The 22,682-nt window shown below is 65.2% G+C and carries 24 protein-coding genes, 1 tRNA gene and 1 pseudogene; 17 read left to right on the top strand and 9 right to left on the bottom strand.

Annotation, left to right across the window (positions count from 1 at the left end):
• Positions 1-174, top strand: a pseudogene (locus C8K14_RS19820) (FAD-binding protein); the annotation flags it as partial.
• Positions 175-308: 134 nt separating this feature from the next.
• Here C8K14_RS19820 and epsC read toward each other — a convergent pair.
• The gene (gene epsC, locus C8K14_RS19815) at positions 309-1,259 is read right to left on the bottom strand and encodes a serine O-acetyltransferase EpsC (protein WP_051146401.1); all 951 of its coding nucleotides are present in this window, start codon (positions 1,257-1,259) and stop codon (positions 309-311) included.
• Positions 1,260-1,398: 139 nt separating this feature from the next.
• The gene (locus tag C8K14_RS19810; protein ID WP_107718629.1) at positions 1,399-2,256 is read right to left on the bottom strand and encodes a shikimate 5-dehydrogenase; all 858 of its coding nucleotides are present in this window, start codon (positions 2,254-2,256) and stop codon (positions 1,399-1,401) included.
• 148 nt (positions 2,257-2,404) lie between these two features.
• On the opposite strand from C8K14_RS19810, the gene C8K14_RS19805 reads away from it, so the two are divergent.
• Positions 2,405-3,169: an alpha/beta family hydrolase gene (locus C8K14_RS19805; RefSeq protein WP_133726896.1), complete on the top strand. Its 765-nt coding sequence runs from the start codon at positions 2,405-2,407 to the stop codon at positions 3,167-3,169.
• On the opposite strand, the gene C8K14_RS19800 is transcribed toward C8K14_RS19805, so the two are convergent.
• Complete coding sequence (locus tag C8K14_RS19800; RefSeq protein WP_107718627.1) at positions 3,152-4,063, bottom strand: LysR family transcriptional regulator; 912 nt, start codon at positions 4,061-4,063, stop codon at positions 3,152-3,154. The two genes, C8K14_RS19805 and C8K14_RS19800, sit on opposite strands and share 18 nt — an antisense overlap.
• 132 nt (positions 4,064-4,195) lie before the next feature.
• On the opposite strand from C8K14_RS19800, the gene C8K14_RS19795 reads away from it, so the two are divergent.
• On the top strand, positions 4,196-4,912 hold the full coding sequence (locus C8K14_RS19795) for an SDR family NAD(P)-dependent oxidoreductase (RefSeq protein ID WP_107718625.1): 717 nt from the start codon (positions 4,196-4,198) through the stop codon (positions 4,910-4,912).
• Between the two features lie 12 nt (positions 4,913-4,924).
• On the opposite strand, the gene C8K14_RS19790 is transcribed toward C8K14_RS19795, so the two are convergent.
• Positions 4,925-5,001: transfer RNA gene (locus tag C8K14_RS19790), tRNA-Arg, on the bottom strand.
• 62 nt (positions 5,002-5,063) lie between these two features.
• Between C8K14_RS19790 and C8K14_RS19785 the strand changes: the two genes are divergently transcribed.
• On the top strand, positions 5,064-5,867 hold the full coding sequence (locus C8K14_RS19785; RefSeq protein WP_107718623.1) for a queuosine precursor transporter: 804 nt from the start codon (positions 5,064-5,066) through the stop codon (positions 5,865-5,867).
• Between the two features lie 42 nt (positions 5,868-5,909).
• Here C8K14_RS19785 and C8K14_RS19780 read toward each other — a convergent pair whose 3' ends face one another.
• Positions 5,910-6,140, bottom strand: coding sequence for a PspC domain-containing protein (locus C8K14_RS19780; RefSeq protein ID WP_022677251.1), 231 nt, complete (start codon positions 6,138-6,140; stop codon positions 5,910-5,912).
• Positions 6,137-6,277: a hypothetical protein gene (locus C8K14_RS22730; protein WP_158271977.1), complete on the bottom strand. Its 141-nt coding sequence runs from the start codon at positions 6,275-6,277 to the stop codon at positions 6,137-6,139. The genes C8K14_RS19780 and C8K14_RS22730 overlap by 4 nt, the downstream gene beginning before the upstream one ends.
• A gap of 525 nt (positions 6,278-6,802) precedes the next feature.
• On the opposite strand from C8K14_RS22730, the gene rimP reads away from it, so the two are divergent.
• Genes rimP through infB form a run of 4 tightly spaced genes read left to right on the top strand, consistent with a single transcriptional unit; the run spans position 6,803 to position 12,481 of the window.
• Complete coding sequence (rimP, locus tag C8K14_RS19770; protein ID WP_107718619.1) at positions 6,803-7,405, top strand: ribosome maturation protein RimP; 603 nt, start codon at positions 6,803-6,805, stop codon at positions 7,403-7,405.
• Positions 7,406-7,408: 3 nt separating this feature from the next.
• The gene (nusA, locus tag C8K14_RS19765; RefSeq protein WP_107718617.1) at positions 7,409-9,055 is read left to right on the top strand and encodes a transcription termination factor NusA; all 1,647 of its coding nucleotides are present in this window, start codon (positions 7,409-7,411) and stop codon (positions 9,053-9,055) included.
• A complete protein-coding gene (locus tag C8K14_RS19760) occupies positions 9,036-9,815 on the top strand; it encodes a DUF448 domain-containing protein (RefSeq protein WP_107718615.1) in 780 nt (259 codons plus the stop codon). Before nusA ends, C8K14_RS19760 begins: the two co-directional genes overlap by 20 nt.
• 5 nt (positions 9,816-9,820) lie before the next feature.
• Positions 9,821-12,481, top strand: a complete 2,661-nt coding sequence (gene infB, locus C8K14_RS19755; RefSeq protein ID WP_171795898.1) for a translation initiation factor IF-2 — start codon at positions 9,821-9,823, stop codon at positions 12,479-12,481.
• 176 nt (positions 12,482-12,657) lie between these two features.
• On the opposite strand, the gene C8K14_RS19750 is transcribed toward infB, so the two are convergent.
• From C8K14_RS19750 to C8K14_RS19740, 3 genes are all read right to left on the bottom strand, one after another.
• The gene (locus tag C8K14_RS19750) at positions 12,658-12,981 is read right to left on the bottom strand and encodes an RcnB family protein (protein WP_022677122.1); all 324 of its coding nucleotides are present in this window, start codon (positions 12,979-12,981) and stop codon (positions 12,658-12,660) included.
• Positions 12,982-13,086: 105 nt separating this feature from the next.
• Positions 13,087-14,469 (bottom strand): cytochrome P450, encoded by a 1,383-nt coding sequence (locus C8K14_RS19745; protein ID WP_107718611.1) that lies wholly within the window; start codon positions 14,467-14,469, stop codon positions 13,087-13,089.
• Positions 14,466-15,602 (bottom strand): hypothetical protein, encoded by a 1,137-nt coding sequence (locus tag C8K14_RS19740; RefSeq protein WP_107718609.1) that lies wholly within the window; start codon positions 15,600-15,602, stop codon positions 14,466-14,468. The genes C8K14_RS19745 and C8K14_RS19740 overlap by 4 nt, the downstream gene beginning before the upstream one ends.
• Positions 15,603-15,658: 56 nt before the next feature.
• On the opposite strand from C8K14_RS19740, the gene C8K14_RS19735 reads away from it, so the two are divergent.
• From C8K14_RS19735 to pnp, 9 genes are all read left to right on the top strand, one after another.
• The gene (locus tag C8K14_RS19735; RefSeq protein ID WP_107718607.1) at positions 15,659-15,946 is read left to right on the top strand and encodes a hypothetical protein; all 288 of its coding nucleotides are present in this window, start codon (positions 15,659-15,661) and stop codon (positions 15,944-15,946) included.
• A 46-nt stretch (positions 15,947-15,992) separates the two neighbouring features.
• Positions 15,993-16,409, top strand: a complete 417-nt coding sequence (gene rbfA, locus C8K14_RS19730) for a 30S ribosome-binding factor RbfA (protein WP_022677128.1) — start codon at positions 15,993-15,995, stop codon at positions 16,407-16,409.
• Between the two features lie 27 nt (positions 16,410-16,436).
• Positions 16,437-17,039, top strand: coding sequence for a thymidine kinase (locus tag C8K14_RS19725; RefSeq protein ID WP_022677129.1), 603 nt, complete (start codon positions 16,437-16,439; stop codon positions 17,037-17,039).
• Positions 17,036-17,581, top strand: a complete 546-nt coding sequence (locus tag C8K14_RS19720) for a GNAT family N-acetyltransferase (protein WP_107718605.1) — start codon at positions 17,036-17,038, stop codon at positions 17,579-17,581. Before C8K14_RS19725 ends, C8K14_RS19720 begins: the two co-directional genes overlap by 4 nt.
• Positions 17,578-18,270 carry a site-2 protease family protein gene (locus C8K14_RS19715; RefSeq protein WP_107718644.1) on the top strand — a complete coding sequence of 231 codons (693 nt, stop codon included), beginning with the start codon at positions 17,578-17,580 and terminating at the stop codon, positions 18,268-18,270. The genes C8K14_RS19720 and C8K14_RS19715 overlap by 4 nt, the downstream gene beginning before the upstream one ends.
• 117 nt (positions 18,271-18,387) lie before the next feature.
• Positions 18,388-18,768: a DUF6491 family protein gene (locus tag C8K14_RS19710; RefSeq protein WP_107718604.1), complete on the top strand. Its 381-nt coding sequence runs from the start codon at positions 18,388-18,390 to the stop codon at positions 18,766-18,768.
• Positions 18,769-18,824: 56 nt separating this feature from the next.
• On the top strand, positions 18,825-19,724 hold the full coding sequence (truB, locus tag C8K14_RS19705; RefSeq protein WP_107718602.1) for a tRNA pseudouridine(55) synthase TruB: 900 nt from the start codon (positions 18,825-18,827) through the stop codon (positions 19,722-19,724).
• A gap of 22 nt (positions 19,725-19,746) precedes the next feature.
• Positions 19,747-20,016, top strand: a complete 270-nt coding sequence (gene rpsO, locus C8K14_RS19700) for a 30S ribosomal protein S15 (RefSeq protein ID WP_022677134.1) — start codon at positions 19,747-19,749, stop codon at positions 20,014-20,016.
• 299 nt (positions 20,017-20,315) lie between these two features.
• Positions 20,316-22,631, top strand: coding sequence for a polyribonucleotide nucleotidyltransferase (gene pnp / locus C8K14_RS19695; RefSeq protein WP_054131217.1), 2,316 nt, complete (start codon positions 20,316-20,318; stop codon positions 22,629-22,631).
• Positions 22,632-22,682: the final 51 nt, after the last annotated feature.

Raw genomic sequence — 22,682 nt, 5'->3', positions numbered from 1 at the left:
GTCTATCTCGCGGTGGGCATTTCCGGGGCGATCCAGCACCTTGCCGGCATGAAGGACTCAAAGACCATCATCGCCATCAACAAGGACGAAGACGCGCCGATCTTCCAGGTGGCCGACGTGGGCCTGGTGGCTGATCTGTTTACCGCCGTGCCGGAACTGGTGGGCAAGCTTTGAGGGAATAAAACATGCCCTCCCCCAGCCCCTCCCGCACGCGGGAGGGGAGTCTAAGGGGCACTACTGAAAGTCCCCCTCCCGCTGGCGGGAGGGGTTAGGGGAGGGCATGTTTCGGGTCCCAAGCCCGAAAACAATCAATCGCAGGGATCGCCCGCTTCCACGGTCACGCTGGCCTGCGTTTGGCGCACGCGGCTGCCCGGGGGAACGGAGCGGGTGAGCCAGACATTGCCGCCGATCACGGAGCAGCGGCCGATGGTGACGCGGCCCAGGATCGTGGCGCCGGCGTAGATCGTCACGTCATCCTCGATGATCGGATGGCGCGCCTCGTCCTTGACCAGGCGGCCTTCCTCGTCGGTGCTGAAACTCCGCGCGCCGAGCGTCACCGCTTGGTAGATCCGCACCCGCTTGCCGATGATCGCGGTCTGCCCGATCACCACACCGGTGCCGTGATCGATGAAGAAACGCTCACCAATCGTGGCGCCGGGATGAATGTCGATGCCGGTGCGGGAGTGGGCGATTTCGGCCAGGATGCGCGCCACCAGCGGGGCGCCCAGCTTGTAAAGCTCGTGCGCCACGCGGTGATGCAGCACGGCAGTGACGAACGGATAGCACAGCAGCACTTCATCGACGCACCGCGCGGCGGGATCGCCGTCGAACGCGGCTTCCACGTCGCTGTCGAGCAGGCGGCGGATTTCCGGGAGGCGCGCGGCGAGCGCGGTGACGATGCGGTTGACCTCGGCATCGACAGTGGCGTTGCAATCCTGGGGATGGCTGTAGTGCAGTTCCATCCGCACTTGCGCGGCCAGGAGGGGCAGGGCCGATTGCAGGCTGGCGGCAACGAAGATGTCTTCGTTGGCGGCGGTCACTTCGGCCGGGCCTAGGCGCAGCGGGAACAATGCGGCGGCCAGTACATCGATGATCCGGCCCAGCGCGTGGCGCGAGGGGAAGCCGACCGCGCCGTAATCGCCGCGCTTGCTGCGTGCATCGCGCCAGCCCTCGCGCACCCGGCGCAGGTGCGCGACAACATCGTCGATGGCAAACGGCGGCTCGGGAAATTCGACCTCGGCCTTGCCCATATCCCTCATGTCCTTCCTGCGCCTTGCCGCCGGCCGATCAGGGGCCGTCGTGGCTGTGGCGCATCATATAGGATGTGCCACAGCCACGGAAAGGGGGCCTTGTGGGAATGTTGCCAGTTGTTTGCGCGGCGTTATGCCGGCGCGGCGCCTAGAGGCCGGTCGCTGCCAGGCGCGCGGCCGTGGCGTCGCCGTGGGCAAAGCGTGCGGCCTCGATCACGAGGTCGGCCGACGGACGCACCCCGGTATAGAGCACGAACTGCTCCACTGCCTGAAGCACGATGACCTCGGCCCCCGAAACGACCGGCTTTCCGGCTGCCAGCGCGGCAAGGATGAACGGCGTTTGCGCCGGTTGGGCCACCACGTCGAACGCCACGTCTGCGGCGGCGATCATTTCGGCCGGGAAGGCCAGCGCCTGGGCATCGGGCCCTTCCATGCCCAGCGGCGTCACGTTGACCAACAGCGGCGCGCCGGCGGCCGGCAGGTCGCTGGCCCAGGCAAAGCCATAGCGTTCGGCAAGCGCCGGGCCAGCCTCGGCATTGCGTGCCACGACCGTGCCCTGGGTAAAGCCCGCATCGCGCAGCGCCGCGACCACGGCCTTGGCCATGCCGCCGCTGCCCCGCAGGATGAACGGCTGGGCCGGATCGGCGGGACTGGCTTCGATCAACTGGCGGCAGGCGGTATAATCGGTGTTGTAGCCGGTAAGGTGGCCGTCGTCGTTGACGATGGTGTTGACGCTGTCGATCGCGAGTGCGGAGGGTTCGAGCGTATCCAGCAGAGGGATCACCGCTTCCTTGAACGGCATCGAGATCGCGCTGCCGCGAATGTCGAGCGCGCGGATGCCGGCAACGGCCGCCGGCAGATCGCGCGTGGAGAAAGACTTGTAGATAAAGTCGAGGCCCAGTGCCTCGTACAGATAGTTGTGCAGCCGCGATCCGGCATTGCCGGGGCGGCCCGACAGCGACATGCACAGGCGGGTGTCGCGGCCGATGGGGGGCTTGTTGGGCATTGAGGCTCCTGGGGGAAGGGGCTGACGGTCGGCCCAGCCATGGCATGAATTGCCGGGGCAAGGCCAGCCTGTTGAGGCAGCTTGACAGGAGGCGGGGGTTGCCGCCAGCGCTGGCGAAACCGCAACCTCTCCCACCATGGTTTCCCGCATGATGCCACCGCTTGCGATCGTTCTGGCCGGGCGCAGCAACACCGCCAAGCGATCCGATATCCTGACCCGCGTTGCCCGCAAGTTTGGCGAGCGCGGGCAACCGGTTTTCGTGTTTGAATCCCCGCGCCATGCCGCATCGGAGGGGATCAACCGCCGCCTGGAACAGGCCCTGCCAAGCATTGCGCGCAGCACGGGCCAGGCGCTGTCGTGGCCGCGCCTGGCCGCCTGGTACGCGGTCAAGACCGCGCTGGCCTGCGCCAGCCCGCACCGCCTCGACTTTCTCATGGCGGCACTGCTGCCGCCGTGGCTGATCGCCAGCTGGGAATTGCAGCGGTTCATCGAAAGCCTGCCGCACGCACGAGTCGTGGTCGTGACCCATTCGGCCGGGGGCGTGGCTGCCACGCGGATTGCCGCGCACCCCCACGTGCAGGCGATAGCCAGCTTTGGCTATCCGTTTCGCCACCCGGAACGACGGCGCGAAGCCTATCGCACGCGGCACCTGCGCGCGGTGGCCAAGCCGATGGTGGTGATCCAGGGCCGCGGCGATGCCTATGGCGGCGATCCCGCGCAGTTCGGCCGCTTCCTTGGCCCGACATGCGCGATCGTTTCGCTCGAGTGCGACCACGAATACCATGGCCTGGACGATGGCGCGTTCGCGCGCGCCTGGGAGGCCATTGATCACGTGCATGATCTGGCCTGTCAGAAGGAATCACAAGCGCCACGGCTGGATTGCGCCACGAGCGTGTCAGGACAGACGTGTTGAAGATCGACACTGCGCGATGACGGTCTCGCGCAGCCAGCGATGCGCAGGATCGGCGTCCATGCGCGGATGCCACAGCGCGGCAACGGCAATGTCGGGTGTTTCAACCGGCAGCGTGAAGCGCACCAGCCCATCCGAGAACCATGGGTCGGACAGACAGGATTGCGGCACCAGCGCGACCAGATCGGACTGGCGGGCAATCCGCAAGGCATCCGGGAAGCCGGGCACGACGGCGACGATCTCGCGCTGCAGCCCGAGCGCTGCCAGCATGTCATCGACGGGTCCGGTCGATTGTCCGCGCCGCGACACGACGACATGCTTGGCGGCCGCATAGCGATCTGCGGTCACCGCAGCTGACAACAGGGGATGCCCCTCTCTTGCCGCGCCGATGAAGCGGTCACGAAAAAGCAGCTGTGTTCGCACCTCGGGCGCAAAATCGCCGAGCACTCCGATTTCAAGGTCGATCGTTCCGTCCCGCAGCGGCCCAGCCTCCTTGATGGGCTTTGGGGCAAAGCGCAGGCGCGCATGCGGCGCGGCGGCGACCACGGTCTTGACCAGGGAAGCGGAGAACAGCGCGATGAAGCCTTCGTTGGCGCGGATGGTGAAAGTCCGCTTGAGCGTAGCGAGATCGAGCGGCCCTTCGTGTGGCGTGAGAACATCGCGAACATCTCGCGCCAACGCATGAACACGCTCGCGCAGCATGATGGCGCGGGGAGTTGGCACCAGCCCACGGCCTGCCCGCACCAGTAGGGGATCGCCGGTCGCCGCCCGCAACCGTGCGAGCGTGCGGCTCATGGCCGATGGGCTGAGGCTCAAGCGACGCGCCGCAGCCGTCACGCTGCCTTCCGCCAGAAGCGCGTCCAGCGCCGACAACAGGTTAAGGTCAATGGTGTCCATCGCCACATGATAGGCGGCTTGGCAAACGTGGGACAGCGCGTGATGCAACAACAGTTTGCATCCTGTGCGCCTGGTGCAGCTATCGAAAGTGGAAGATGATGGTCTTCAGCGGCAAAACCGAAAGGAATCACCATGCTCTCCCGGTCCATCAGTGACACCGCCGGCACGATTCTCATTGTCGGCGCATCGCGTGGCCTTGGCCATGCGATGGCGGCAGAATGTATCGCGCGGGGCTGGCATGTCGTCGGAACGGTGCGCGGCCCTGACCGCACTGCGTTGCACGACCTTGCCGATGCCCACCCGGGCCGCGTCGACATTGCCCAGCTCGACATGACGCAGCCAGCCCAGATTATGGCATTGCGCGAACGGCTGATGGGGAAGCAGTTCGACATCCTGTTCGTCAACGCGGGTACGGCCAACCACAACCAGGACGAAACCATCGCGGAGGTTTCGACCGAAGAGTTCATTCGCGTGATGGTCACCAACGCGCTCAGCCCGCTAAGGGTGGTGGAAGGCTTGCAGGATTGCGTCGCGCCAGCGGGCCTGATCGGTGTCATGTCTTCGGGCCAGGGCAGTATCGCCAACAATGTGAATGGCGGGCACGAGGTCTATCGGGGCACGAAGGCTGCGCTGAACCAGTACATGCGCAGCTATGCGGCGCGTCATGCCGATGATGGCCGGGCCAAGGTGCTCATGGCGCCGGGCTGGATCCGCACCAGACTTGGCGGAGCCGAGGCGCCGTTCGGCATCGAGGAAACCGTGCCACAGATCGTCACCACGCTGCTCGCGCAGCAGGGAAAGCCCGGCCTGCATTATCTCGATCGGGAAGGGCGCACCGTTCGCTGGTGAGAATCGCTGGAATGGCGCGCCCTGCAGGATTCGAACCTGCGGCCACCGGCTTAGAAGGCTGGTGCTCTATCCAGCTGAGCTAAGGGCGCGCACAGCCGTGCCCATAAGACGGCTTTGCCTTTGGTGCAAATGGCGATAGCAGTTCATCCCCATGAACGATCCCGCATCCGCATCGACGCCGCTTGAAAAGATCGGCGGCAAGCTCGGCGCACGCCGCCATTTCCGCTTTTTCGACTACATGATGGCCGCGTTCGTGGCGATCCTGCTGCTGTCGAACCTGATCGGCGCGTCAAAGCTGTCGAGCGTGGGCGGCTTCACCTTTGGCGCGGGCATCCTGTTCTTCCCGATTTCCTACATCCTGGGTGACGTGCTCACCGAGGTCTACGGCTATGCCAACGCGCGGCGCTGTGTGTGGGTGGGCTTTTTCGCGCTGCTGTTCATGGCGGTGATGAGCTTCGTAGTGGTGGCGATGCCGCCGGCGGCCGACTGGGGCTGCGCATCGAGCGGCGATCCGCAGTTTGCCGGGCTCGTGGCCAGAAGTTCCGCTGGGGCGGTTTGCCAGACCACCTATGTCTCGGTGTTCGGCAGCACCTGGCGCATCGTGCTGGCCTCGGTCACGGCATTCTGGGCCGGGGAATTCGTCAATTCCTTCGTGATGGCGCGAATGAAGGTGTGGACGGGCGGCAAGTATCTGTTCACCCGCACCTGGGGCTCGACCATCGCCGGGCAGGCGATCGACAGCCTGATCTTCTATCCCGTGGCGTTCCTGGGCACCTGGACCAATGCCGATGTGGTGCATGTGATGATCACCAACTGGGCGATGAAGGTGTTGTGGGAAGTGGTGCTCACGCCCGTTACCTATGCCGTGGTCAATTTCCTCAAGCGGCGCGAAGGTGTGGACGTCTATGACACCGACACCGATTTCTCGCCGTTTGCCCGCACCGCTTCGGTGTGAAGGGGTGCGGGGCGGTGCCAGAGGTGGTGTCGGCGGCCCGCATCAATCGGCGATCAGCGCGATGGCCAGGTAGATCAACAGCAGCGAGCCAAAGCCCAGCAGGGTGCCGGCGATCCAGGCCACGCGCACCAGCGTGACATCGAGATCGAGCGCGTCGGCCATGCCGGCGCAAACGCCGAAGATCTTGCCGTTGGCGCGGTCGCGGCGGAAAATGCTGCCACGGCGGCGGGCGGGGCGGACGGGGCTATCGTCAAAGCGCAGGTCGGTCATCATGCGATCTCCACGGCGGAAGCGGTGCCCTGGGCAGTGGTGACCGGCGTCTGTACGGTCTGGCCGATGAGGGCGAGCGAGAGGGCGAGGGCGGCGACGGCGGCCGAGGTGCGGCCGGCGATGGAAAGCAAGGTCTGCATGGTGATTACTCCCTGAATGTGGCGCCGGATGATCGCATCCGGCCGATGTCCCTTGCTTTGCATGGGGCGTGCCAAATTCAGAAAATGGCGGTTTTCTGCGCTTTCTCTTCGCCTGTCTTGCCCGTGAACGCAGAATGAATACCAAGGATTGGGATTATTCACCGATAATTTGGATGATGGATTTCCTGGCTGACGCGATTCGCATGCCGCGCAGCTTTGTCAGGGCGGGGACCGGCCTTCTTCCCCCTTTGGAAGGCTGGCGCCGATGCAGGCCGGGCGGGCCATGCATCAGGCGTTGCCGGAGCAATCCGGCGGTTCCCGCCTCCCTTGCGATCAAAGGCCGAGTGGCGTGGCTTTGTTCTTGCAATTTTCCGCCGCCTCCCTTATTGGCACATTCATCCCGACATTGTGAAGGCAAGAGCGGGCTGGCGCCAGACGGGGCCGGCGCGAAACTTCGTTGCTGAAACGGTGTGGCCTGAAGTGGTTTGACGCGCCAAGGGCGTGCTCGGGAGTATTGGAGACGGCATGACGGATATCGCGCGGATCATCGAGATTGTGGAGCCCGAGGTGAAAGCCATGGGATTCGATCTCGTGCGCGTGCGCCTTTACGGCAAGAGCGAAGTTGGCGACGAGGAGCACACGCTCCAGATCATGGCCGAGCGCCCCGAGACCGGGCAACTGGTCATCGCCGATTGCGCCGGCCTTTCGCACCGCATTTCCGACAAGATCGACGCGCTGGAAGAAGCCGGCGAAATGCTGATCGAAGAGGCCTATCGCCTTGAAGTCAGCTCTCCGGGGATCGACCGCCCGCTGACCCGCCCCAAGGACTTTGCCGCCTGGATCGGTCACGAGGCGCGGATCGAGCTGTCCGAGCTGCTCGACAATCGCAAGCGCTTTCGTGGTGATCTCAAGGGGTTTGATGCCGATACCGGCACGATCTCGATCGAGGATGACGGCGAGGTGTTTGCCGTGCCGTTTGCCCTTGTCACCAATGCCAAGCTGATCCTGACCGATCGGCTGATTGCCGCCTCGCGCCCGGTGGATAGCTCCGGCGTGGACGAGGAAGATTTCGAAGACGAAGACGCTTTGGCGCAAACCGACGCATTTCTTGAGGAACAGGAAGACTAAGCCATGGCCAGTGCGATTTCCGCCAACCGTGCCGAGCTGCTGGCGATTGCCAACGCGGTCGCTGCCGAAAAGATGATCGACAAGTCCATCGTGATCGAAGCGATGGAAGAAGCGATCCAGAAGTCGGCGCGCAACCGCTATGGCGCCGAGAACGACATTCGCGCCAAGCTCGATCCGCGCACCGGCGATCTGCGCCTGTGGCGCGTGGTCGAAGTGGTCGAGCACGTCGAAGACTACTTCAAGCAGGTTGACCTCAAGCAGGCCGAAAAGCTCCAGGCCGGCGCCAAGGTGGGTGACTTCATCGTCGATCCGCTGCCGCCGGTGGACCTCGGCCGCATCGATGCGCAGTCGGCCAAGCAGGTCATCTTCCAGAAGGTGCGCGATGCCGAGCGCGATCGCCAGTATGACGAGTTCAAGGACCGCGCGGGCGAAATCATCACCGGCGTGATCAAGTCGGTCGAATTCGGCCACGTGATCGTCAACCTGGGCCGCGCCGAAGGCGTGATCCGCCGCGACCAGCAGATCCCGCGCGAAGTACCGCGCGTGGGTGAGCGCGTGCGCGCGCTGATCCTCAAGGTGGAGCGCCAGAACCGCGGTCCGCAGATCTTCCTGAGCCGTGCGCACCCCGACTTCATGAAGAAGCTGTTCGCCCAGGAAGTGCCCGAAATCTATGACGGCATCATCGAGATCAAGGCCGCAGCCCGCGATCCGGGCAGCCGCGCCAAGATCGGCGTGATCAGCCGTGACAGCTCGATCGACCCGGTCGGCGCCTGCGTCGGCATGAAGGGCAGCCGCGTTCAGGCGGTGGTCCAGGAAATGCAGGGCGAAAAGATCGACATCATCCCCTGGAGCGAAGACACCGCGACGTTCGTGGTCAACGCGCTGCAGCCCGCGACGGTCAGCCGCGTGGTGATCGACGAGGAAGAAAGCCGCATCGAAGTGGTCGTGCCCGACGACCAGCTGAGCCTGGCGATCGGTCGCCGTGGCCAGAACGTGCGCCTGGCATCCTCGCTCACCGGTTCGGCCATCGACATCATGACCGAGGCCGAGGCGAGCGAAAAGCGCCAGAAGGAATTCTCCGAACGGTCCAAGACCTTCGAGGAAGAACTCGACGTCGATGAAACCCTGTCGCAGCTGCTGGTGGCCGAAGGCTTCAGCGAGCTGGAAGAAGTGGCCTATATCGACATCAGCGAACTCGCCGGAATCGAAGGTTTCGACGAGGAACTGGCGGCCGAACTGCAGAACCGCGCGCTTGAAGCGTTGGAACGCCGCGAGGAAGGCCAGCGCGAAGAACGCCGCGCCCTGGGTGTGGACGATGCCCTGGCCGACCTGCCGCACCTGACCGAAGCCATGCTGGTTACGCTGGGCAAGGCAGGGATCAAGACGCTGGACGACCTGGCGGATCTCGCCACCGACGAACTGATCGCCAAGAAGCGCAACAACGACCAGCGCCGCCGCAACGACCGCCGCGAGCGCGATCGTTCGGAACGCAGCGAAGACAAGGGCGGCGTGCTGGGCGAATATGGCCTGAGCGACGAACAAGGCAACGAAATCATCATGGCGGCACGCGCCCACTGGTTCGACGACGAACCGATGGCCGACGAAGCCCCCGCAACCGAGGAGGCCGCCGATGCGGAATCCTCACAATGACACGCTAAGCGCCCCAGGGCCGCAAGACCGCCCGGCAAGGCCTGACAAGGCTTTGCCGGAGCGGAAATGTATCCTCACCGCCCGCCACGATGGCCGGGGCGCCTTGGTGCGCCTGGCGATTTCGCCCGATGGTCTGGTTCTGCCAGATCCGTTGGCGCGTGCCCCTGGGCGCGGCGCCTGGATCGGTGTTTCTCGCGCAGACCTTGAAATCGCGCTTGCCAATGGCAAACTTAAGGGAGCGTTGGCACGCGCATTCAAAGGCGCCCCGCTGACCATTCCCGCCGATCTGCCCGATCTGATCGAACAAGGCCTGAAACGCGCCACGCTGGACCGACTCGGTATCGAGTTGCGTGCCGGTAGCCTGGTGCTGGGAACCGAAAAAATCGCCCAGGCCGCGCGTTCCGGCGCGGTCGTGCTGCTGGCCCATGCCAGCGATGCAAAGGCCGATGGCGTGGGCAAGTTGGCCCAGGCCTGGCGCGTGGGCGAAGAGGCCGAAGGATCGGGAATGATGGGCCGCATCTTGCCGCTGGACCGGGCGGCGTTGTCTGTGGCATTGGGCCGCGACAACGTCGTTCACCTGGGCGTCACCGATGCGGGCGCGGCCGAACGGATTGACGGGCCATTGGCCCGCTTGATGCACTTTATCGGGGCTGCGGCACCGGAAGGTCCGCCTGGTGGCACGCCACCGGGCGAACCTGCCCCTGCTGATGCACCGGCTGCGCAAGCAGCGAACGACGATTTGGATACGAAGGGCGAATGAGTTCGATGAGCGATAGCGACAAGAAGCCGACACTGGGCCGCAGGCCACTGGGCCTGAAGACCGCAGTAGAGGCCGGAGAGGTCAAGCAGACCTTCAGCCATGGTCGCACCAACAAGGTGGTGGTCGAGGTAAAGCGCCGCAAGCTGGTGCCGGGCGGACAGCCCGCTGCGCCGGCCCCCGCTGCGCCTGCCGCAGCCCCGCGCCCGGCTGCCCCGGCCGCGCGTGCGCCGGTGGTGCCGCCGCCGCCGCCGCCGGTTTCCCCCACCGCCTCGCGCGAAACGCGCCAGGAACTGCAGGCCCGCCTGCTGCGCCAGGCCGAGGAAGCCCGCCTCGCTTCGCTGGAAGCGGCCAACCGCCGCGAGCAGGAAGAACGCCTGCGCGCCATCGAGGAAGAACGCCGCCGCGTTGGGGAAAAGGAAGCAGCCGCTGCTGCTGCCGCCCAGGCTGCTGCCGCGCCCGAAGCCGCCCCGGCTGAACCGGCTCCGGCTGCTGAACCCGCACCGGTGGCGCCCGCCGCTGCGGCGCAGCCCGCTGCCGAGCCGGCGCCTGCCGCCGCGCCAGTGGCGTCTGCTCCGGCTGCCGCGGCCGAAGAACCGGTCCAGGCACAAGCTCCGGCTTCTGCCGCAGCCGCTGCGCCGGCTGCGCGCCCGGCCCCGGCTGCTGCCGTGCCCGCGCCGCGCCGCTTTACCCCGGTGGTGGCGCCCAAGCGCCCCGAACCGGCCAAGAAGCCGGCGCATGCCCCGCGTGACAAGAACGCCAATGATCGCCGCCAGGCGGGCAAGCTGACCGTGACGCGCGCGCTCAACGAAGACGAGGGCGCTCGCGCCCGTTCGCTCGCCGCGCTCAAACGCGCCCGTGAAAAGGAACGCCGTGCGCACTTCGCCGGGCAGACCCAGGCGCGTGAGAAGCAGGTGCGCGATGTGATCGTGCCTGAAGCGATCACCGTGCAGGATCTGGCCAACCGCATGGCTGAAAAGGCCGCGGACCTGGTCAAGGCGCTGTTCAAGATGGGCATGATGGTCACCATCAACCAGGCCATCGACCAGGATACCGCCGAACTGCTGGTGACCGAATTTGGCCACAACATTCAGCGCGTGAGCGATAGCGACGTCGATATCGATACCGCTTCGGACATCGATGCCGATACCACGCTCAAGTCGCGGCCCCCGGTCGTGGCGATCATGGGCCACGTTGACCACGGCAAGACCAGCCTGCTCGACGCGCTGCGCGGCACCGACGTGGTGCGCGGCGAAGCCGGCGGCATCACGCAGCATATCGGCGCCTATCAGATCAAGACCAAGGGCGGCGATTACATCACCTTCCTGGACACGCCAGGCCACGAAGCCTTTACCGAGATGCGCATGCGCGGTGCCAATGTCACCGACATCGTCATCCTGGTGGTGGCTGCTGATGATGGCATCATGCCGCAGACTATCGAAGCCATCAATCACACCAAGGCCGCTGGCGTGCCGATGATCGTGGCGATTACCAAGTCCGACAAGCCCGAAGCGAATCCCAAGAAGATCCGCGAGCGCCTGCTCGAACATGAAGTGATCGTGGAAGAAATGTCGGGCGACGTGCAGGACGTGGAGGTTTCCTCCAAGACCGGCGCCGGGCTCGACACGCTGATCGAAAAGATTCTGCTCCAGGCCGAACTGATGGAACTGCGTTCCAACCCCGATCGCGCCGCCGAAGCGACCGTGATCGAGGCCAAGCTCGACAAGGGCAAGGGCCCGCTGGCGACCGTGCTGATCAACCGCGGCACGCTGCATGTGGGCGATATCCTGGTGGTAGGCACCCAGTCTGGCCGCGTGCGCGCCATGCTGGATGACAAGGGCCGCCAGGTGAAGTCTGCGCCGCCTTCGCTGCCGGTCGAAGTGCTCGGCATTGGCGGCGTGCCGATGGCTGGTGACACGCTGACCGTGGTGGAAAACGAAGCACGTGCCCGTGAAGTGGCGGCCTATCGTCAGGAGAAGGCCACTGCCAAGCGCACCGCCGTTGCGCCGTCGAGCCTGGAGAACATGTTCTCTGCGCTGGCGGCCAAGCAGAGCGTCATCGAGTATCCGGTGGTGATCAAGGCCGACGTGCAGGGCTCGACCGAAGCGATCGTCAATGCGCTCAACCGCTTGTCGACCGACGAGATCAAGGTGCGCGTGCTGCATTCCGGCGTGGGTGCGATCACCGAAAGCGACGTGGGCCTGGCCCAGGCTTCCGGCGCACCGATCGTGGGCTTCAACGTCCGTCCCAACGCCAAGGCGCGCGAGCTGATCGAGCGCAACAAGGTGCGGATGAAGTACTTCGACGTGATCTATCAGCTGACCGACGACATCGCCAAGGAAATGGCGGGCGAGCTTGGTCCGGAGCGCATCGAAACCGTTGTGGGCCGTGCGGAAGTCAAGGAAGTCTTCCCCGCGGGCAAGAAGGACAAGGCAGCCGGTCTGCTGGTGCTGGAAGGCTACATCCGCAAGGGCATCTATGCGCGTCTTACCCGCAACGATGTTATCGTCAGCAAGACCACGATTGCCTCGCTGCGTCGCTTCAAGGACGACGTTTCGGAAGTGCGCGCGGGCCTGGAATGCGGTGTGGTGTTGCAGGACACCAACGACATCAAGGCTGGCGACACGCTGGAAGTGTTCGAAGTGGAAGAGCGCGAACGCACGCTCTGATCTTCGGATCGGTAAACACGAAAAGGCGGCCTTTCCCACGGGAAGGGCCGCCTTTTTCGTTCATGGCTCTGGCGATTGCAGCCTGTGTCAGGCGCGCGCTGTGGAGCACGACCCTGGCACAAAAAGGGGCGGCCTTTTACAAGGCCACCCCTTGATGTGATCCGGTCGCGCGCGGATCAGAACGTATTGGCGATCACCGAGGCGATCACGCCGCTGCCGATTGCCACCAGCAGGGCATCGTTGCCCGACCGCACCCAGTGATAGCCACGCGGCGGCGCCGACAGGCGACGGTACTGGTGGTAATCGACCACGCGATAGTTGGGCGCGCGGCGGTGGTCGAAGCGCTGCCCCTTGCGGAACGGGTTGGGCTTCATCTTGACCGGTCCGCGGCGCACGTCGTGGCGTTGATCGTGGCGCGCATCATAGTGCTGGGCCAGCGCGGGGGTGGCGGCGGGCAGGGCCACCGCAAGGGCGGCAACCGTGGCGAGAAACTTGTTCATGGCGGTCCTTTCCAATGAAACTGACCCTTCCTCAACGGCTCAACGCCGTGCCGGCTCCCACGACAAATGTCTGACTTTGTATCGATTTTGTTACCTGATCGGCCATCAGCGCGGGGTGAGCCGCAAGTGGATGCCATGGCGCGACCGCAGGGTCAGGCGGCTGATCGGTTCGGGCGCGGGGCCTGGGGCGGGCGCCAGGCGAAATTCGCGCAGCAGCGTGGCCAGCACGATCATCGCCTCTTGCATGGCAAAGCCCTGGCCGATGCACACGCGTGGGCCCTTGCCGAACGGCAGCCAAGCCTCGCGCGCGGCCCTGGCATTCTCGGCGCGGGCAAAGCGGCCCGGATCGAACGCGTGCGGGCAGGCCCAGTTGTCGGCGTTGCGCTGGATCAGCCAGGGTGACACCACCGCGAGATCGCCCGGCGCCATCGCCTTGCCGCGCATGATCTGCGGCGCGACGACCTCGCGCATCAGGAAGCTGACCGGGGGATAGAGGCGCAGCGCTTCCTGAAAGAGATGGCGCAGTTCGGGTAAAGCCTTGAGGTGATCGGCAGCGAGCGGACCGCCAGCCGTGACAGCGGCGATTTGCGCGTCCAGGCGATCCTGCAGCCCCGCGTCGCCAGCCAGAAGATAACTGGCCCAGGCCAGCGCGGATGCCGAGGTTTCGTGGCCCGCGAGGAAGATCGTGCCAAGCTGATCGAGCAGGGCCTCGCGCGAAAACGGTGCGCCGCTATGCGGATGGCGCGCATCGAGCAGCGCATCGAGAATATCGGCCGGGGGCAAGGGCTGATCCACATGCGCGCGCGCTGCCATCCGCGCATCGACGAGCGGGGCAAACAGCATGCGGATAGCGGCGGCGGCCTGGGACAGCCGCTGGCGCCGGCGCATGAGCGGCAGGCGGTAGAGGCGCTGCATGGCATAGCGCTGGGCATGGCGCTGATAGTGATCAAAGGCGGCAAAGACCGTTTTGGCCGCATCGGCAGGCAGGCTTTGTGAAAACAGCGTGCGATAGATCACGTCTGCCGTCACCGCCGTCATCGCCTGTTCCATATCCACCGGCCCCCGCGCCGCCGCCTGGCGCAGGTTCCCGGCCATATCCTGCGCAGCGGCACGCATGGCCGGCCAGGCGCGGCCAAGGCCAGCCTGGGCGAAAGCGGGATTGATCATCGCGCGCTGCGCCTGCCACTGCGCGCCATTGGCAGAAAACACGCTTTCGCCCATCAACGGGCGCAGCAGTTCGGTCATCAAGCCGTGCTTGGGCCACGGGCAGTGGCGTTCTTCCAGCACATCTCGCGCCAGGGCCAGGTCGTTGATCACGAAAAAGCGCAGCAGCGGAAAGCGCACCGTGCCCATTTTCATGCGATAGGATTTTTCGAACAGCGTGTGGATCCAGCTGCCCCAGCCGATCACGAAACGGCGCAGCAGGCCCGCCTTGCGCCGCAACGGCGTAGGGAACGGCGGCACGACCAGCGCGGGCGGCTCGGTCATGCCCGCGATACCTGGCGAAAGGCGGCGATACTGGCGGCGAGTGGCTGGTCGCTGCAGGTGAGGCCGAGGTAATCGAGCGGTGACGGGCGATCGAGCCGGCGCAGATAATCGAAATGGGTGAGATACTTGTCCTTGCGCCGCGCAGCATAGGTCTGGGCATCGCAAAACGCGAACCAGCGCGGGGAAAGCTGTACCAGCCCATCCTGGCGGCCCGGCTCGCGGCCCAGCCAGGGATCGACCAGCGGGGTGGCGGCGCCATCGGTGGGCGAGCCAATGTCGAGCCAAGCAAAGTGGCCCTGCGCCAGCGTGGCCATGGTGCCGGCAAAATCGCGCGCATCGCGGCGAGAGGCGAGCATCGGCAGGCTGGCCCCCAGCGTGACCAGCGCCACGCGCGAAGGCAGCACGCCGCCGTGGCGGGCAAGCAATCGGGCGATGACGCCCGCGGCCAGAACGGCGCCGTTGGAATGGCTGACCAGCAGCACCTCGTCCCACGGCGGATCGGCGGCCAGCGCGCCGTCGATAGTATCGGCAAAGCGATCGAGCCGGGTGGCGAGTGCCGGATCGCCACGCCCGGCGGCCAGGGCATCGTTGAAGATGATGAACTGCACCAGCCAGCCGATGTGGCCGCGCCCCCCGAGCATCAGCGCCAGCACGGCGGCAAGCGCCAGCCCGAACAGCGGTGCCAGCCAGGCCTGCCCGATCAGCATGGCAAATAGCGCTGCGCCCAACCCGGCCAGCAGCGGCAGCACCAGCAGCGCCAGCGCCGGCAGGAACAGCGCCACGCGGCTGCCGTGCGGCACGCGGCGCAGGCAGGCAAGATCGGTCTGCCACAAGAGGCGGACATAGGCGCGGGCGCTGGCCAGCAGCACGCGCAGGCCGCCCCTGATCCAGGCGCGGCGCACGATATCGTCCCACGCCAGGACGTGGAAAGCGCTGGTGATCGTGGTGGCGGCATCGGCAACCGTCCAGGCAGTGTCCCCATGTCCGGCGGCGTGCCGCGCCGACAGGATCAGGGAATTGCCTGCGCAATCACGCGCATTGTGTGCGGCGATCTGTTGTGCGAGCAATCCATGATAGAAACGCGCGCCCCTCGGGTCGAAACCACCAATATAGAACACTTTGCGCTTGAACATTGCCCCATCCACGCCAAATCCATGGTCAGGTGATATCATAAGTGCAGGGGGCTGACGTGTGTGATCCAGGGCAGAGGGACTATTGTCTGTTCCTCAATGGATTTAAATACAACCGCAATGGATCATGCCGGCGCCATGACAATGCTTACGGTATTGCTGGCGGTGGCCGAGAGGCTGATCGCCGCCGCGCCGATGCCGCGTTCTTTCGCGGCCTGCGGCAAGAGGGCGATCCGATGGCCGTACCGGTGTGGCTGGCGGTGCGCACATTTGGCTGGTTCTTCTTCAATTATCATGGGTTTCCGTGGCGCGGCCAACTCGTGCGCAAGATCTTCCCCCGCTATTGACCCAAGGTTCTGGCGAAATCGCGGGCAATGCCCCATATAGGGCGCGATGAACCGCCAGAATGCCTCTCCCGAACAACGCTCGGTCCGCCTGCTCAAGGTGGGCGAGCAGGTGCGCCACGTATTGTCCGAACTGCTCACGCGCCAGTACGTCCATGATGATGTGCTCAGCGCGCATACCGTGTCGGTTACCGAAGTGCGCATGTCGCCCGATCTGCGCCACGCAACCGTCTTCATCAAGCCTTTGCTGGGCGAGGACGAAGAGATCGTGCTCAAGGCCCTGCGCACGCACACCGCCTATTTCCAGAAGGAAGTGGCCGGCCGGCTCAAGCTGAAATATGCCGCGCGGATCAAGTTCCTGCCCGACGAAAGCTTTGACGAGGCATTTCGGATCGACGCGCTGCTGTCTGATCCGCGCGTGCGCCGCGATCTGGGCGAGGATGCAGCGGGAGAGGGCGAGGGCTGATCGGCCCCGCCACCGCCTCGCGCCACCATGGCCAAGCTCTATTTCTATTATGCCAGCATGAACGCTGGCAAATCGACCAACCTGCTCCAGGCCGCGTTCAACTATCACGAGCGCGGCATGGCGACGATGCTGTGGACCGCCGCGCTCGATGATCGCGCCGAACACCTTGGGCCGGGGCGGGCCATTGCCAGCCGCGTTGGCCTTTATGCCGATGCCCACCGCTTTTCCCCGCAAACCGATCTGTGGCAGGCGGTCAGCGCCGAACTGGCCACGGGGCCGCTCGCCTGCGTGCTGGTGGACGAGGCGCAGTTCCTGACCAGGGCACAGGTATGGCAACTGGCCGATCTGGCCGATCGCGCGGGCGTTCCCGTGCTGTGCTATGGCCTGCGCACCGATTTCCGCGGAGACCTGTTCGAAGGTTCTGCCGCGCTGCTTGGCCTGGCCGACAGCTTGGTCGAACTGAAAGCTGTGTGCCACTGCGGCCGCAAGGCGACGATGAACCTTAGGGTCGATGCGCAGGGGCACCCCGTGCGCGAAGGCGCGCAGACCGAAATCGGCGGCAACGAACGCTATCTTTCTCTTTGCCGCGCGCATTTCAGCGCGGCGCTTCGCCAGGACGAACACCCATGAGCGATGGCCTTTACGTTCCCCTGGCCGAAGGCAACCTGGCGTTGGAGCCTCTGGCCGAGCGGCACCGCGAAGGATTGCGCGCCGCCTGCGCGCAAGATCAGGAGATATGGGCGGTCTATCCGCACGATTATCTGGGCGACAGTTTCGATCCGCAATTCGATCGCCTGCTTGAAGGCGGGACCGCACGGCGGATCTATGCCGTGCTGGCCGATGGCGTGGTGGTGGGCATGACCGGCTGGATCGAGCATGGCGCGCCAGGCTGGTCGATCGAGATCGGCAACAGCTTCATCGTGCCGGCGCTGCGCGGCACGGGCTTCAACGGCCGCCTCAAGCGGCTGATGCTCGGCCATGCCTTTGCCTGCGGGCTGGAGCGGGTGGTGTTCAAGGTGGATCGGATCAACGCCCGCAGCCAGGCCGCCGTGCGCAAGCTGGGCGGTGTGGAAGAAGGCCTGATGCGCCACGAACGCCGCACCTGGACGGGCCGGGTGCGCGACACGGTGCTGTTTTCGATCCTGCGCGACGAATGGATGGCACGGCCATGAATGACACGCTGTACAGCCTCGCCACGGTGGCCATTCCGATGATCGTGGCCATCGTGTTTCACGAAGTGGCGCATGGCCGCATGGCCCGCCTGCTGGGTGATCACACCGCGCAGGACATGGGGCGGTTGAGCTTCAACCCGCTGCGTCACGTCGATCCGGTAGGCACGGTGATACTGCCCGGCATGCTCGCGCTCGCCCATGCGCCGGTGTTTGGCTGGGCCCGGCCGGTGCCGGTGGATGTGCGCGGCCTGCCGCATCCGCGCCGGGCGATGATGCTGGTGGGCGCTGCCGGGCCGGCGATGAACTTTGCCCTGGCCGTGGTGGCGGCGCTGGGTCTGGGTGTCATGGCGCGGCTGGCGCCGGGATCGGGCGCGGTGGCCCAGTTCGTGGCGGCGAACCTGGTAAATTTCCTGGCCATCAATCTGTTCCTTGCCTGTTTCAACCTGCTTCCGCTGCCGCCGTTCGATGGATCGCACATCGTCGAGGGCCTGCTGCCGCGCCCGGCGGCGCAGGCCTATGCCAGACTGCGTCCCTTGGGCTTTCCGATCATGTTGGTCCTTCTGGTGGTCCTGCCCTGGATGATGCCATCGCTCGATCCGGTGCGTGCAGTCGTGGTGCCGCCGGTGACGTGGTTGGCCGATCATTACCTGGCGCTGGCCGAACTGGTGGCGGGCCGCCCGCTGGGCTGATGCCGCAGGGGGATTAACGTACTTTCAGCTTGGTCGCCAATTGTCGCGCCGGGCTTGATCGCGCGGGCGCGCTGCCCATGTCGATACCATTGGTTCGACATGACAAGGAGTTGGCCCATGATCCGCATTGCTACACTGGCCGCGCTGGCGCTGGCCGCAACCCCCGCTCTCGCCCAGGCGCCGGTAAATCCGGGCAAGCCGGTGGAAGCGTCGATCCCCTTCGTCAACCACGGCGGCATTCGCGATTGGCGCGCCCAGGGTGACAGCACGCTCTATGTGCAGGACCAGAGCGGCCAGTGGTACCGCGCCAGCCTGATGGGCCCGGCGTTCGATCTGCCGTTTGCCCAGGCGATCGGGTTCGATGCACGCGGCACCGATACTTTTGACCGTTTCGCCAGCGTGGTGGTGCATGGGCAAAGCTATCCGGTGCAAAGCCTGGTGAAGGTGGCTGGCCCACCGATGAAGGCGAACGCGGCGCCGGCAAAGCCTGCGGCCTGACGCGCCCTGCGCCAAAGGGCTGACAGAACGGCGCGCAGCCGCTAGGGCGCGCGACCATGGCAGATGGCTGGATCATTCTCGACAAGCCGCTGACTCTGGGATCGACCCAGGGTGTGGCGGCAGTAAAGCGCAACCTGCGCGCGCGCGGCCTTGGCAAGTGCAAGGTGGGCCATGGCGGCACGCTCGATCCACTGGCCACTGGCGTGCTGCCGATCGCCGTGGGCGAGGCAACCAAGCTGTGCGGGCGCATGCTCGATGCGCGCAAGACCTACGCCTTTACCGTGGCCTTTGGCGCAGAGACCGATACGCTCGATCTGGAAGGGGCGGTAATCGGCCACAGCACGGTGCGGCCCACCCGCGCCGCGCTCGATGCGGCGCTGGCGGCCTTTACCGGGCCGATTGCTCAAGTGCCGCCGGCCTATTCCGCGCTCAAGGTGGATGGCGAGCGCGCCTATGACCTGGCGCGCGCCGGGCACGACGTGGTCTTGGCTGCCCGCAACGTGACCATCCATGCGCTGCGCGTGCTGGAAACCCAGGGCAGCGACGCGGCGCTGGACAGTGCCACGCTGGAGGCCGATGTATCCAAGGGCACCTATATCCGCAGCCTGGCGCGCGACATCGCCCTGGCCCTTGGCACGCGCGGCCATGTTACCATGCTGCGCCGCCTCAAGGCCGGCCCGTTCACCCTGGAACAGGCGATTTCGCTGGACAAATTGAACGATTGGGGCCAAGGGGCACCCCTTGAGAACGTAATCTTGCCTGTGGAGGCAGGGCTGGTCGACATCCCGGCTCTTGACCTCAACCCCGAACAGGCCGGGGCGGTCCGCCAGGGCCGCGTTCTTTCGGGGTTGCCCTTTCCTGACGGGCTATGGTGGGCGCGGTGCGGCGGCAAGCCGGTCGCGCTGGTCATGCTGGCAGGCGGCGCCTTGCGCGTTGAACGGGGTTTCAACCTTTGAGCATGTCGCGGAGTGAATACTTATGTCGGTGACCCCGGAAAAGAAGCAGGAAATCATCCAGGACAACGCGCGCGCCGCCGGTGATACCGGTTCGCCCGAAGTTCAGGTGGCTATCCTCACCGAGCGGATCGTCAACCTCACCGAACACTTCAAGGGCCACCACAAGGACAACCATTCGCGTCGTGGCCTTCTGCAGATGGTGAACAAGCGTCGTTCGCTGCTCGACTACCTGAAGAAGAAGGACGTCGATCGCTACAACGCGCTGATCCAGAAGCTTGGTCTGCGTAAGTAAGTTCACAGACGGCCCGCCACCCGGCGGGCCGTTTTGTTTATAGATCCGCCAGCGAGGCTGGCGGCGGCCGCCACCCGGCCGACCGTTTTGTTTGTAGATCTGCCTATCAAGGCAGACAGGCCTGGATTGGCCACGATCCGATGCAAAAGGCATTCGGCGCTGGCGCAATCCATGGTAAGGCAAAGGCGCCTCGCGCAATTCGGCGCAGGCACCACGGGGCCAAGCCCCACACCGGACCGGGACGGCACCCCGGCAGCAAATCCCGCCGGCAATAGGGCCCGTGGGGCGAAGGAATATTCATGTTCGACGTCAAGACCGTATCGCTGGAGTGGGGCGGAAAGACCCTCACTCTGGAAACTGGCCGCATTGCGCGCCAAGCCGATGGTGCCGTGCTGGCTACCTATGGCGAAACCGTTGTGCTTTGCGCGGTGACTGCCGCCAAGTCGGTGAAGGAAGGCCAGGACTTCTTCCCGCTGACCGTGCACTACCAGGAAAAGTTTTCCGCAGCTGGCCGCATCCCCGGTGGCTTCTTCAAGCGTGAACGCGGCGCCACCGAAAAGGAAACGCTGGTCTCGCGCCTGATCGACCGTCCGGTGCGCCCGCTGTTCCCCGAAGGTTTCTACAACGAAATCAACGTCATCTGCCAGGTGATGAGCTATGACGGCGAGACCGAACCCGATATCGTCGCGCTGGTTGCCGCCTCGGCCGCGCTGACCATCTCGGGCGTGCCGTTCATGGGCCCGATCGGCGCTGCGCGCGTCGGCTTCAAGGATGGCGAATACCAGCTCAACCCGTCGCTGTCCGAAGCTGCCTCTGGCCGCCTCGACCTGGTGGTTGCCGCAACCGACGCTGCCGTGATGATGGTCGAATCGGAAGCCAAGGAACTGACCGAAGACGAAATGCTCGGCGCGGTGGTCTTTGCCCACAACGAAAGCCGCAAGGTGATCGGCGCGATCATCGAGCTGGCCGAAAAGGCCGCCAAGGATCCTTGGGAAATCGACCTGTCGGACAACACCGCCGACATCAAGGCCAAGCTCAAGAAGGGCGTTGGCGCCGATATCGCGGCGGCTTACAAGCTGACCGACAAGTCGGCCCGTTCGAACGCCCTGAACGACGTGCGCGCCAAGGCCAAGACGCTGTTTGCGGATGAAACCCCGCAGACGCAGATGGTGGCGATCAAGACGCTCAAGAAGCTGGAAGCCGAAATCGTGCGCGGCGCCATCATCAAGGATGGTCAGCGTATCGACGGCCGCACCGTCACCCAGGTTCGCCCGATCGAATCGATCGTTGGATTCCTGCCGCGCACCCACGGTTCGTCGCTGTTCACCCGCGGCGAAACCCAGGCCATCTGCACCACCACCCTTGGCACCAAGGATGCAGAGCAGATGATCGACGGGCTCGACGGCCTGAGCTATCAGCGCTTCATGCTGCACTACAACTTCCCCCCCTATTCGGTGGGTGAAGTGGGCCGCTTTGGCGCCCCCGGTCGCCGCGAAGTGGGCCATGGCAAGCTGGCCTGGCGCGCGCTCAACCCGGTGCTGCCTACCAAGGACGAGTTCCCCTACACGATCCGCGTGCTGTCCGACATTACCGAATCCAACGGCTCTTCGTCGATGGCCACGGTGTGCGGCGGCTGCTTGTCGATGATGGACGCTGGCGTTCCCATCGCGCGCCCGGTTTCGGGCATCGCCATGGGCCTGATCCTGGAAGGCAAGGACTTTGCCGTCCTGTCCGACATCCTGGGTGATGAAGATCACCTGGGCGACATGGACTTCAAGGTGGCCGGCACCAGCGAAGGCATCACCTCGCTGCAGATGGACATCAAGATCGCCGGGATCACCGAGGAAATCATGCGCAAGGCCCTGGCCCAGGCCAAGGAAGGCCGCGCGCACATTCTGGGTGAAATGACCAAGGCGCTGGGTTCGGCTCGTAACGAGCTGTCGGCCCATGCTCCGCGCATCGAGACGCTCCAGATCGACAAGTCGAAGATCCGCGAAGTGATCGGCACCGGCGGCAAGGTCATCCGCGAAATCGTCGCGGAAACCGGCGCCAAGGTCGACATCGACGATGAGGGCCTGATCAAGATCTCGTCGTCCGATCTCTCGCAGATCGAAGCGGCCAAGAACTGGATCCTCGGCATCGTCGAAGAACCGGAAGTCGGCAAGGTCTATAACGGCAAGGTCGTCAACATCGTCGATTTCGGTGCTTTCGTGAACTTCATGGGTGGCAAGGACGGTCTCGTCCACGTGTCGGAAATGAAGAACGAGCGCGTGGAAAAGCCGGGCGACGTCGTCAAGGAAGGCCAGGAAGTCAAGGTCAAGGTCCTCGAGATCGACAACCGGGGCAAGGTGCGCCTGTCGATGCGCGTGGTGGACCAGGAAACCGGCGAAGCGCTGGAAGACACCCGCCCGGCGCGCGAACCGCGTGAACCGCGCGGTGATCGTGGCGACCGCGGTGATCGCGGCGGTGACCGTCGTGGCCCGCGCAGCGATCGTGGCCCGCGCCGCGATGGCGATCGTGGTCCGCGTCGCGAAGGTGGCGATCGCCCCCGTCGTGACCGCGACGAAGGCCCGGCTCCCGATCACATGCCGGCGTTCCTCAAGTCTGACGACTGAGGCATTCCGGCCTGATGGCAACAAGGAAGGCTCGCACCACACGGTGCGGGC

Origin of the sequence: Novosphingobium sp. GV079 (genome assembly GCF_003058045.1) — a bacterium.
GTDB classification, from domain to species: domain Bacteria; phylum Pseudomonadota; class Alphaproteobacteria; order Sphingomonadales; family Sphingomonadaceae; genus Novosphingobium; species Novosphingobium capsulatum.
The sequence above is the reverse complement of the archived record's forward strand: the minus strand, read 5'-3'. Positions and strand labels throughout refer to the sequence as shown.